Annotated in this window: 7 protein-coding genes, 1 tRNA gene and 1 other RNA gene; 3 read left to right on the top strand and 6 right to left on the bottom strand. The window is 74.2% G+C overall.

The window, feature by feature from the left end; genetic code table 11:
* Positions 1-44: 44 nt before the first annotated feature.
* The 4 genes from ACIQFU_RS28570 to ffs form a co-directional block, all read right to left on the bottom strand.
* Positions 45-2084: a hypothetical protein gene (locus ACIQFU_RS28570; RefSeq protein WP_402555189.1), complete on the bottom strand. Its 2040-nt coding sequence runs from the start codon at positions 2082-2084 to the stop codon at positions 45-47.
* A 320-nt stretch (positions 2085-2404) separates the two neighbouring features.
* A complete protein-coding gene (purD, locus tag ACIQFU_RS28565; protein WP_402555187.1) occupies positions 2405-3655 on the bottom strand; it encodes a phosphoribosylamine--glycine ligase in 1251 nt (416 codons plus the stop codon).
* A gap of 149 nt (positions 3656-3804) precedes the next feature.
* On the bottom strand, positions 3805-6093 hold the full coding sequence (locus ACIQFU_RS28560) for a DNA polymerase III subunit gamma and tau (RefSeq protein WP_402555185.1): 2289 nt from the start codon (positions 6091-6093) through the stop codon (positions 3805-3807).
* Positions 6094-6139: 46 nt separating this feature from the next.
* An RNA gene (gene ffs, locus ACIQFU_RS28555) (signal recognition particle sRNA small type) lies at positions 6140-6234 on the bottom strand.
* Positions 6235-6308: 74 nt separating this feature from the next.
* On the opposite strand from ffs, the gene ACIQFU_RS28550 reads away from it, so the two are divergent.
* The 3 genes from ACIQFU_RS28550 to ACIQFU_RS28540 all read left to right on the top strand — a co-directional run bounded on the left by ACIQFU_RS28550 (position 6309) and on the right by ACIQFU_RS28540 (position 8754).
* Positions 6309-6396, top strand: a tRNA-Ser gene (locus ACIQFU_RS28550).
* A 282-nt stretch (positions 6397-6678) separates the two neighbouring features.
* On the top strand, positions 6679-7512 hold the full coding sequence (locus tag ACIQFU_RS28545) for an MIP/aquaporin family protein (protein WP_402555311.1): 834 nt from the start codon (positions 6679-6681) through the stop codon (positions 7510-7512).
* Positions 7513-7620: 108 nt separating this feature from the next.
* The gene (locus tag ACIQFU_RS28540) at positions 7621-8754 is read left to right on the top strand and encodes a glutathione-independent formaldehyde dehydrogenase (RefSeq protein WP_402555183.1); all 1134 of its coding nucleotides are present in this window, start codon (positions 7621-7623) and stop codon (positions 8752-8754) included.
* Here ACIQFU_RS28540 and ACIQFU_RS28535 read toward each other — a convergent pair.
* Both ACIQFU_RS28535 and ACIQFU_RS28530 read right to left on the bottom strand, forming a co-directional pair.
* Positions 8751-9488: a hypothetical protein gene (locus tag ACIQFU_RS28535; protein WP_402555181.1), complete on the bottom strand. Its 738-nt coding sequence runs from the start codon at positions 9486-9488 to the stop codon at positions 8751-8753. The genes ACIQFU_RS28540 and ACIQFU_RS28535 overlap by 4 nt on opposite strands.
* A 127-nt stretch (positions 9489-9615) precedes the next feature.
* Entirely contained in the window at positions 9616-11475 is a 1860-nt protein-coding gene (locus tag ACIQFU_RS28530; RefSeq protein WP_402555179.1) for a copper resistance CopC/CopD family protein, read from the bottom strand.
* Positions 11476-11676: the final 201 nt, after the last annotated feature.

Below are 11676 nucleotides of genomic sequence, written 5' to 3'. Positions count from 1 at the left end.
TTCCGCGGAGTCCGCGGCCTGCCGGCCAGGGGGCGGTGCGGACGTCAGACCAGACGCACCGGCTTCTCCGGGCGTATCCCGAGGTCGGCCATCCAGGCGCGCAGCGGGCCCGGGTCGCCCGCCTCGACGAGGCTGAGCACGCTGGGTGCCAGGTCCGCGGTGCGGGCGCCGTCGAGCAGGAGCGACGGCCCGTCGAGCCAGTCGAGGCCGGGTGCCGCACCGGCGGTGTCCATCGCCGCGCAGCACACCATCGCCGTGATGTGCGCGGTGAGGATCTCGCGCCCGGTGCGCGGGGGCTGCAGCGGCAGGAGGGGAAGTGCGCGGTCGTCCCAGAGCGCGGCGTCCGGGCCGGCTCCGGCTCCCGGCGCGGTGCCCGGGACCGGGGACGCGGAGGAGGCTCCGGCGGGCCGGGCCCGCGCCTCCTCGCGGGCGAGCTGCGCGCTGAGCCCGGCGGCCAGGGCGGCGCCCCGGGCCGTGGTGCCGGCGAGGTCGTCCTCGTCGTCGGCGGGGGCGTCGTGGTCGCCGTGCGGCGGATACGGCATGTCGTGGTCGCCGTACGGGGGACGCGGGTCGCTGTGGTCGGCGTGGTCGCTGCGGTCGGCGTACGGGGGACACGGGGAGCCGTGGTCGCCGTGCTGGACTGGTGCGTCGGCGGTGGTGTCCGGGGCGCCGCCCGGCCGGGCGGCCGTGCCGCGTGCCGCCGGCTCGGTCCCGGCGTCGGCGTCGACGTCGACGCCGGTGCCGGTGCCGGTGCCGACGTCGGCGGGAGGGGTGCCGGTGACCGCGGTGTCCGGGGTCGTGAGGTGGTCCAGGACCCGGGCCAGGGTCGGGCCGTCGGTGCCCGGCGCGGTGCCCCCGGCGGCGCGGCGGACTCCCAGGGTGTCGAGCACCCGGTGCAGGCGGGCCGCGTCCGTGCGCCAGGTCCGGTCGACGACCTCCTCGGAATACTCGTCCCACCCCACCGGCGACCAGTCCGGACCGGTCTCGGCGGGCCCGCCGTGGAAGAGGCGCGCGGCGAGGAGCGAGACCGCCTCGTCCATCGCCCCCGGCTCCTCCAGCAGGTCACAGGCGGGACGCTCACCCAGGCGGGAGGCGAACCCCTCGGCCAGGCGGTCGCGCCGGGACAGCTCCGTGAGGGCGGCGACGACGCCCACGTCCAGCCGGGAGGGCCAGCGGCCCATCCGCCAGGCGGGCAGGGCCACCCGGGTCAGCAGGCGGTCCCAGCCCGCGTAGGCGAGCCCCACCTGCTCCTGCGCGACGATCCGCAGACCGTAGTCCACAGCCTGCGCACGCTCGGCGGCCGCGGCCGCCACCCCGCGCTCCATCTCGGTCGCGTGCTCCCGGCAGCTGCGCAGCAGGAACCGGGACACCCGGCCGAGGCCCGCGCACGCCACGCGGGACAACGGGTCGCGCCGGTCCGCCGAGGCCACCGCCACGGCGGCGTCCAGGCCACGTATGAAACGCCGGGCCGCGGCTATGTCGGGATGCGCGGACGGCCCCGTACCGGCGACGACCGGGGCGAGGACGGCGCGCAGCTCGCCCACGCGCATCCACCACAGGAACGGTGAGCCGATGACCAGGACGGGTGCCGCGGCGGCACTCCGGCGACGGGCCGGCCCGCCCGGGCCGGACAGGTCGTCCTCGTGCTTGTCCACGGGCGGCGCGCCGTGGAGGGGATGGGTGCGGTCCTCCAGCCAGCTGTCGCAGTCCGGGGTGAGCGCTATCGCCGAGGGGGCGGGGACGTCGAGCCGGTCGGCCAGGTCGCGCACCATGCGGTAGAGGTCGGGCGCCGACTCCTCGGCGACCGTGACCGTCGGCGTCACGGCGGGCCCGGAGCGGGCCACGACCAGGGCGACCGAGGCGGTGGCCAGCAGGACGAGCAGCGCGAGGACGGACACGACCCAGCGAAGGACGTCCCAGCCGCCGCCCGCGAGGCGTCCGGTGGATCCGCCGACGAGGAGGATCACGGCCGCGGCAGCGGGCAGCAGGGCCACGGCCAGCGCGCGGCTGCGGACCCGCAGCACCGCCAGAGCCCGGGTACGCGCGGCCAGCGCGCCCATCTCCACACCACCGATACCGGTCACGACCGGACCTCACCCCCTCATCGCTGTCCTGTCCGTCCTGGACCGTCCTGCCGCGCTGCCGTGCTTCCGCTCTTGTCCACGACATCCACTGTGGCACCCGGCACTGACATCGCAATGCCGGTGGGCCAAGTGCCGGAACGCTTGCGCGGCACCATAGTTGGGGGCCCCGCGCCCGTCAGCCGTATGGCCCATCGGTCACCCGATGGAATGGCTTTGGGGAAAGCTGGAGACGGACAGCAAAGGTCAGGCCCCGGTTCCTGGGGGACGGAGCCGGGGCCTGTCGGGTTCGGTGCGGAACGGCTGTTCCGGCGGGTCCGGGGTTACGCGCCCGCCGCCTTCGCGGCGATGTCGGTGCGGTGCTGCGAGCCGTCGAGGCCGATGCGGGTGACGGCCCGGTAGGCGCGGTCGCGGGCCTCGGCGAGGTCGGCGCCGGTGGCCGTGACGGACAGGACGCGGCCACCGGCGCTGACGACGGCGTCGCCCTCGGCGCGGGTGCCGGCGTGCAGGACGTAGGCGTGCGGGGCGTCCTCGGCGGCCACCTCGTCGAGACCGGTGATCGGGTCGCCGGTGCGCGGGGTGCCGGGGTAGTTGTGGGAGGCGACGACCACGGTGACGGCAGCCTCGTCGCTCCAGCGCAGGGGCTCCAGGTCGGCGAGGTTGCCGGTGGCGGCGGCCATCAGCAGACCGGCGAGCGGCGTCTTCAGCCGGGCCAGCACGACCTGGGTCTCGGGGTCGCCGAAACGGGCGTTGAACTCGATCACACGCACACCGCGCGAGGTGATCGCGAGTCCGGCGTACAGGAGCCCGGAGAACGGGGTGCCGCGCCGGCGCATCTCGTCGACGGTCGGCTGGAGCACGCTCTGCACGACCTCGTCGACCAGCTTCGGGTCGGCCCAGGGCAGCGGCGAGTAGGCGCCCATTCCGCCGGTGTTCGGGCCCTCGTCGCCGTCGAGGGCGCGCTTGAAGTCCTGGGCGGGCTGGAGGGGGCGCACGTTCTCGCCGTCGGTGACGGCGAAGAGGGAGACCTCGGGGCCGTCCAGGAACTCCTCGACGACCACGCGGTCGCAGGCGTTGGCGTGGGCGCGGGCCGCCTCGACGTCGTCGGTGACGACGACGCCCTTGCCCGCGGCCAGCCCGTCGTCCTTGACGACGTACGGGGCGCCGAAGGCGGCGAGGGCCGCGTCGACCTCGTCGGGGTTCGTGCACACGTAGGAACGGGCCGTGGGCACGCCGGCGCCCGCCATCACGTCCTTGGCGAAGGCCTTGGAGCCCTCCAGCCTGGCCGCCTCCCCCGAGGGTCCGAAGACCGGGATGCCCGCCGCGCGGACCGCGTCGGCGACCCCGGCGACCAGCGGCGCCTCGGGTCCTACGACGACCAGCCCGGCGCCGAGCCGGGTGGCGAGCGCGGTGACGGCCGCGCCGTCGAGGGCGTCGACCTGGTGCAGTTCGGCGACCTCGGCGATACCGGCGTTGCCGGGTGCGCAGTGCAGCGCGGTGACGTCGGGGTCGAGGGACAGGGAACGGCACAGGGCGTGTTCGCGGGCGCCGCCGCCGATGACAAGGACCTTCACGGGGTGAAGCCTAATGGGAGCGGCGCGGTGCGGTTTGTGCGGGCTTCCGAAGGGACGGGGCGGGGGCGCTTGTGGCTTCCTCCAGGAACACCGCCGTCCTGCGCCCGCACCTCTGTCTCACCCTGCTGGGACCGCGTGCCCCGCTCGCCCTACTCGTTGGCGATCTCCTCGACCACGGTGGCGCCCAGTTCGCGTACCAGCAGCTCCTTGCCGGACAGCGCGGACTCGTCGAGGTCCGGGTCGTCGTCCTCGGGGATGTCGTCCTCGGGGGAGACCGGGGGCGGCTCGGGTGCGGAGGGCCGGGGCGCGGGGGCGGGAGTGGACGCCGGGGCGGGAGCGGGTGCCGCGGGCGGGGACGCGGGCGCCGACGGCCGCTGTGCGGGCGCGCCCCCACCGAAGCCGCCTCCGCCACCGCCTCCACCACTGAAGCCGCCCCCACCGCCGTATCCGCCGGAGGAACCCGAGGGACCGGACGGACCGGCAGGCGGGGGTGCCGAGCCGCCGGAGGGGTCGACGACCGCGTCGATCTTCCACTGCACGTTGAACTGCTCGGCCAGGGCCTGCCGCAGCACGTCCTCGCTGCCGCTGCTGACGAAGTTGTCCCGGGCGCCGGCGTTGACGAAGCCGAGCTGGAGGGATGTGCCGTCGAAGCCGGTGACCTGGGCGTTCTGGCTCAGCAGGATCCAGGTGAACCGACGGCGGTTCTTCACCGCTTCCAGGATGTTGGGCCAGATCGAGCGGGGGTCGACGCCGGGAGCGCCCGACGGCGCGGCGACGGGCGCGGGGGCGGCCGCCGCGGGAGCCGGGGCCTGAGTCGCGGCGGGTGCGGGACCGGAAGCGGCCGGCGTGCGGGGCTGCCCGCCGCCCGTCGGGGCCGCCGTGGGCCACCCGCCGGGGCGGCGTCCACCACCCGCGGGAGCCGCGGTCGGCCAGGCACCGGGCGCGGGCGCCGAAGCGGGGGGAGAGGCCGGGGCGGGACCGGCGGCGGGGGTGGGAGGAGCCGCCGGGCCGGTGGCCGCGGAGGAGGACCCGGCACCGGCACCCACGCCGGCACCCGCGTCCGCATCGGAGGACGGGCCACTGCCCGGCCCACCCGTCGCACCCTCCGGCGCACCGGCGCCCTGCCCCCGTACCGCCGCACGGGCCGCGGCGGGACCGCCGCCCGGCGGAACCGGAACCGGAACCGGAGCCGCGGCGGGCGCGGCGCCTCCCGCGCCGGCGTGCGCCTCGGGCCCGGGCACGTAGCCCATGGCGGGCGTGCCCGCCCCGGCCGAGAACTGCACTCCGCGCTCGATCCGGTCCAGGCGGGCCATCACCGAACGCTCGTCGCCGTACGCGGCGGGCAGCAGCACGCGCGCGCAGATCAGCTCCAGCTGCAGGCGCGGCGAGTGGGCGCCGCGCATCTCGGTGAGCCCCTCGTTGACGATGTCGGCGGCGCGGCTCAGCTCGGCGGCGCCGAAGGACCGGGCCTGCTCCTGCATCCGCTCGACGACGTCGGCGGGCGCGTCGATGAGCCCCTTCTCGGCGGCGTCGGGCACGGCGGCGAGGATCACCAGGTCACGCAGGCGCTCCAGCAGGTCGGTGACGAAGCGCCGCGGGTCGTTGCCCCCCTCGATCACCCGGTCCACGACACCGAAGGCGGCGGAGCCGTCCCCGGAGACGAAGGACTCGACGACGGAGTCGAGCAGCGAACCGTCCGTGTAGCCGAGCAGGGCGGTGGTCATGTCGTACGTCACACCGTCGGCACCGGCGCCCGCGAGCAGCTGGTCCATGACGGACATGGAGTCACGCACGGACCCCGCACCGGCGCGTACGACCAGCGGCAGCACACCGTCCTCGACGGCGATCCCCTCCCTGCCGCACACCTCGCCGAGGTAGTCGCGCAGGGTGCCGGGCGGCACGAGCCGGAACGGGTAGTGGTGGGTCCGCGACCGGATGGTCCCGATGACCTTCTCGGGCTCGGTGGTCGCGAAGATGAACTTCAGATGCTCCGGGGGCTCCTCGACGACCTTCAGCAGGGCGTTGAAACCCTGCGGGGAGACCATGTGGGCCTCGTCGATGATGTAGATCTTGTACCGGCTGGAGGCTGGCCCGAAGAAGGCCTTCTCGCGCAGGTCACGGGCGTCGTCCACACCACCGTGGGAGGCGGCGTCGATCTCGATGACGTCGATCGACCCCGGCCCGTTGCGCGCGAGGTCGCGGCAGGACTGGCACTCGCCGCACGGCGTCGGCGTCGGCCCCTGCTCGCAGTTCAGGCAGCGCGCCAGGATCCGGGCGCTGGTCGTCTTGCCGCAGCCGCGCGGACCGCTGAACAGGTACGCGTGATTGACCCGGTTGTTCCGCAGCGCCTGCTGCAGCGGGTCGGTGACATGCCCCTGCCCGATGACCTCGGCGAAGGACTCCGGGCGGTAACGGCGGTAGAGCGCGAGAGACGACACGCATACGAGGTTATAGGCGCCCACCGACAACCGGGCCGCCCCCAAATGAGACGCCCCCCACGCACCCGCCAGAGCCGACCTACCCTTGCTGCCTTCCGGCCCTGGGGGAGTTCAGTCAGATAGCGCCGCGTGAGGGGCTGGGCCACACGTTACCCGATGTGGGGCCCCCGGAACGAGTTCGCAAGCACTCCCCGGCGTCATGTAATGTTCTCGGCGGAGGATTCGCCTAGAGGCCTAGGGCGCACGCTTGGAAAGCGTGTTGGGGGCAACCCCTCACGAGTTCGAATCTCGTATCCTCCGCCAGTGCCTCACCGGGCACGATGTCGAAGGGCCCCACCGCTCGCGGTGGGGCCCTTCGACGTGTCCGCCCGGCGCCCCCCACGGTCTGCTGCTGCTCCTGGTGCTCCTGGTGCTCCATGGAGGGGAAGCCTCGCGGGCCAAACCGGTGTAATCACCCGGTTGATCACTAGGGTGGGCACTTTTACGGGTATGGAGCGGATTGGTCTGTTCCGTACCAGTGAAGGAGAGCCGGTGGCCGAGCGGGTGGTTCATCGACGCGGTTATCGAAAGGGCCTCGGCGGTGAGATGTGCGCCGAGTTCCTGGGGACGTTCGTCCTGATTCTCTTCGGCGTCGGTTCGGTGGCCGTCGCGGTCGCCGGGCTGCCGGGGTCCGGTCGGCAGACCGCGGACTTCGGGCCGGCGAACTGGCTCATCATCTCGTGGGGCTGGGGTCTCGCCGTCGTGTTCGGCGCCTACGTGGCCGGCGGCATCAGCGGGGCGCATCTCAATCCCGCGGTGACCCTCGGGTTCGCGGTGCGGCGGGACTTCCCGTGGCGGAAGGTGCTGCCCTACTGGCTCGCACAGGTCGTGGGCGCCTTCGTCGCCGCCGCGCTCGTGTACGCCTGCTACCGGTGGGCGATCGACGCGGCCATCGCCAAGGCGGGGGAGACGCGGGAGACCTCGCTGAACACGTACTCGATCTTCGCGACGTTCCCGGCCGAGTACTTCGGGAACTCCTGGTGGGGTCCCCTGCTCGACCAGATCGTGGGCACCGGGATTCTGCTGCTGCTGATCTGCGCGCTGATCGACACCCGCAACACGGCTCCGATGTCGAACCTCCACCCGTTCCTCATCGGGCTCGTCGTCGTAGCGATCGGTCTCACCTTCGGCACCAACGCCGGGTACGCGATCAATCCGGCCCGCGACTTCGGGCCCCGCCTGTTCACCTTCTTCGAAGGCTGGGGCGACATCGCCCTGCCCGGCACCTTCCAGTGGTTCAGCGGCTACTGGTGGATCCCCATCGTCGGCCCGCTCATCGGCGGGGTGGTGGGCGTTCTCGTGTACGACCTGCTGGTCAGCCCCGTACTCAAGGCCAGGCTGAGCGAGCGCGAGGAGGGGCCCGCCACCGAGGAGCCCTAGAAGGCGCCGGCGGTCGGCGACGTCCCGCGGAGTTGCCCGGTGCCATCGACCGGAGAACCATGAGAGATGGGTCACGGGGGAAACCACGGGCGGACGGAGGTCGCGACAATGAAGGCTGTCGTCTACAAGGGACCGTTCTCTGTCGCGGTCGAAGAGGTGGAGAAGCCGGGCATCCGGCATCCGAACGACGTGATCGTGCGCGTCACCTCGACCGCGATCTGCGGGTCGGACCTGCACATGTACGAGGGGCGCACGGCCGCGGAGCCGGGCATCGTCTTCGGTCACGAGAACATGGGGATCGTCGACCAGGTCGGTGAGGGCGTCACCGGGCTGAAGGAGGGCGACCGCGTGGTCATGCCCTTCAACGTCGCCTGCGGATTCTGCACCAACTGCGCCGCGGGCTACACGGGTTACTGCACGACGGTCAATCCCGGCTTCGCGGGCGGCGCGTACGGCTATGTGTCCATGGGTCCCTGGCAGGGCGGCCAGGCCGAGTACCTGCGGGTCCCGTACGCCGACTTCAACTGTCTGAAGCTGCCCGAGGGCGACGCGCACGAGACCGACTTCATCCTGCTCGCCGACATCTTCCCCACCGGCTACCACGGTTGCGAACTCGCCGACGTGCGTCCCGGCGAGAGCGTCGCCGTGTACGGGGCCGGTCCGGTCGGGCTCATGGCCGCCTACTCGGCGCTGCTGCGCGGCGCGAAGAAGGTCTTCGTCGTCGACCGCGTCCCGGAGCGGCTGCGCAAGGCCGAGGAGATCGGCGCGGTGCCCGTCGACTTCTCCGCGGGCGACCCCGTGGAGCAGATCAAGGAGCAGACCGGGGGCGCCGGCACCGACAAGGGCGTGGACGCCGTCGGCTACCAGGCGACGTCGGGCGGCACCGGCGAGGAGGAGCCGGCGACCGTGCTGAACTCGCTGGTCAACACGGTCCGGCCCACCGGGGCGCTGGGCGTTCCCGGGCTCTACGTCCCGGCCGACCCGGGCGGTCCGGACGAGCAGGCCAAGCAGGGCATGCTCCTCGTCGCGATCGGCAGGCTCTTCGAGAAGGGGCTGCGGGTGGGGACGGGGCAGTGCAACGTCAAGCGGTACAACCGCCAGCTGCGGGACATGATCATCGAGGGCCGGGCCACGCCCAGCTTCGTCGTCTCCCACGAGCTGCCGCTGGACGAGGCGCCGTCCGGATACGACAAGTTCGACAAGCGGATCGAGGGCTACACGAAGGTCGTCCTCCACCCCTAGCGGCGCGGGCGCGGGCGGAACCACAGCGCCGCGCACACCGCCAGGGGTACGGCGGCCAGGGGCACCGTCCACCACGGGACGCCGGTCCACACCGCCGGCAGGCCCACCGCGAAGCTCACGCCGATCATGCTGAAGAGCAACCGCCTGCCGTACGGCTCCCAGGTCAGCGGTTCGTGGTCCAGGGGCCCGACCAGGCGCACCGCGCCGAACACGAGGCACTGGGCGGCGAGGAGACCGGCGAGCACGCCGACGGCGGCGTTCATCTGGAGCTCGTCACGGGGCGTCTCCAGGGTGTCCTGCCGTACGCCGTCTTCGGCGAGCACCATGATCTCGCCGTGCCACGCGGTGGCCGTGACCCGGTCACCGGGGCCGAGCCGCTCCAGGAGCGGTCCCGAGCCGTCGAGGTGCACGGTCCCCCGCCAGGAGTCGCCGTACGTCAGGGTGGCGTCGTGCACGGATTCCTTGCCGGCGGTCCTGTTCACCGTCTTCTCCACGGTGAGGTGCCAGGTGCTCAGGCAGTCCGTGTCCACCCGGCTCGGCGCTGCGGAGGAGCACGGCTCGGCCGCCCGGTACGCCCGGTAGCGCTCGCCGTCGGAGGGGAGCCACCGGGCGAACACGAGCCAGCAGGCCACCGCCGAGGCCAGCGCCAGCAGGATCAGCGGTACGCCGGTGCGCCGTGCCGTCGCCGTCCGCGGTGCCGTCGTCTCCTGTGGTGTCGCCGCCCTGGACCTCATCGCCCGCCCCCTTCCCCGTCAGCCTCCGTCAACCTGGACCCGGAACACAACGAGGCGGAACGGCAGTCGGGGAGGGGCTGCGACTGCCGTACCCCGGCAAGCGGGGTACGAGAGGCATGAGGGGCGTCTACCGCTCGATCCGTATCCGCCGGGTCTCGCTCACCTGGTCGATCTCCGACACCCGGACCGTCGCCCGCATCGTCCAGGTGCCCGGAAGGGGCAGGGTGACGGTGTTGGCGCTCCAGTAGCCGCCCCGGTCGACCAGGTCCGCCCCGATGGGGCCGACGTCCTTGTCGGGGAGGGTGAAGGAGAGGCGCAGTTCGGGTACGGCGGCCAGGCTGCCGTCGGGGCCGAAGACGACCGCCTGCACCGCGTTGTCCCCGGTACGGCCCGGGTCCAGGGTGATCTGCACCGTGCCCCGGCCCGAGGCGCCGATCGCGAACGGGATCGTGGTGACGGACGCGGGCAGCACTCCGCCCGCCGGTACGGCCGCCCGCGCCGCCTCCTCCGCGGAGCGGCCGGGCGGGGTGGCGGTGAGCACGGTGGTGACCCCCAGCACGACGGCGGCGACGACGGCCTCGACGAGGACGGACCGGTACAGGCCGCGCCGGAGGGCGGATTCGGCCCCGGTACCGCCTGTTCCGGTCGTGGTCCCGTTGCCAGGGGCGGCGGCGGTGTCCCGGCCGGTGCCGGCGCCCGGTGGGTGCGGCGGCCGCGGTGCCTCCGGTGGTGGGCCGCCCGCCGGTTGCGGTACCCGCTCGGGCTCGCGGTCGGGCTCGCGTACGGCGCCCGGTGCCGTCGGCAGCGCCGCCGTCCACCTCCGGGACACCGCCGCCGCGGCCAGCAGGACGGCCACCAGGACCACCTTCGCGAGCAGCAGCCTGCCGTACGTCGACCCGGTCAGTGCCTGCCAGGAGCCGAGTCCGCGCCAGGACTGGTAGACGCCGGTGACGACGAGGACGGTCACGGCGGCGAAGGCGGTCCGGGAGAAGCGGGCGACCGTGGCCGCGTCCGGGGCGGGGCGCGAGGCGCGCAGGGTGGTGAGCAGGGCCACGAGACCGCCCAGCCAGACCGACGTGGCCAGCAGGTGCAGCACGGAGGAGGTCATCGCGACCGGCACCTGTATGCCGGCCGAGGCGTGCTCGGCGGCGGCCCAGGTCAGGGCGAGGCCGACGGCCAGGACTGCGCCCACCGCGGCGAGCGGGGTCCGCCACCGGGGCCGGTCCGTGCCGGACGCGGGTGCTGCGCGCACCGTGCGGGCCGCGTGGACGAGGAACAGCGCGACCGGCACCAGCAGCCCCAGCCTGACCAGGAGCAGGACACCGGGGCGGGTCGTGAGGGTGGCGCGCAGCGCGGCCGGGTCGAGGGCCGCCGACGGGCCCGTGCCCGCCTCGTACGGTGCACGCAGCACCAGTAGCGCGACGGTGGCCGCCAGCAGGGTCCACCAGGCGGCCACCAGCGGCCGGCGCAGCGGCGCCGGGTCCGGCGGGCGGCACAGGGCGGCGAAGGCGGCGGTGCCGACGAGCAGGGCCGCGGCGAGGTAGGAAAGGTAGCGGGCGGCCTTGTGGAGGGCCGCGGTCAGCGGGTCCTCGGTGGGGCCGGTGTCCACGGGCGCGGCGGCCTGCGACGGCTTGCCGACCGAGAAGGTGAAGGCACCCGAGACGGGGTGGCTGTCGGCGGACACCACCCGCCAGGCCACGGTGTACGTCCCCTCCCCCAGCTCGCCGGGCAGCGCGACCCGGGCCGTGTCGGCACGCCCGTCGGCGCGACCGGCCTCCCCCGTGCGCACCCGGTGGCCGCCCGGGTCCAGGACGCGGAAGGAGTCGTCGCGCAGGCCGACGGACTCGCTGAAGGTCAGGGTGACGTGGGCGGGGGCCCGCCGCAGGACGGTTCCGTCCCCGGGATCGGTGGAGCCGAGGGCGGCGTGGGCGGACGCCGGTCCCGCGCCGGTGAGGAGGAGCAGGACCAGCACGGGGCCCAGCAGCACCAGCCGCCGAAGTCCCCAGGGGCCCCGTCGCCCGTCCCGGTTCCGCCGTCGCTCCCGGTTCCGTCCGCCCCCGCGCCCTCGCCCCCGGTCTCCAGCGCACGCACCGCCGCCACACCTCACGTCGCATCTCCGTCGTCGGGACCCACTGCCTCGCCGATACGTACGGACGCGGAGGCCGCCCCGCTCACCGGTGTGCCCGGC

This window comes from Streptomyces sp. NPDC093065, from assembly GCF_044754585.1.
GTDB lineage: Bacteria > Actinomycetota > Actinomycetes > Streptomycetales > Streptomycetaceae > Streptomyces.
This window is presented reverse-complemented; position numbering and strand designations above follow the sequence as displayed.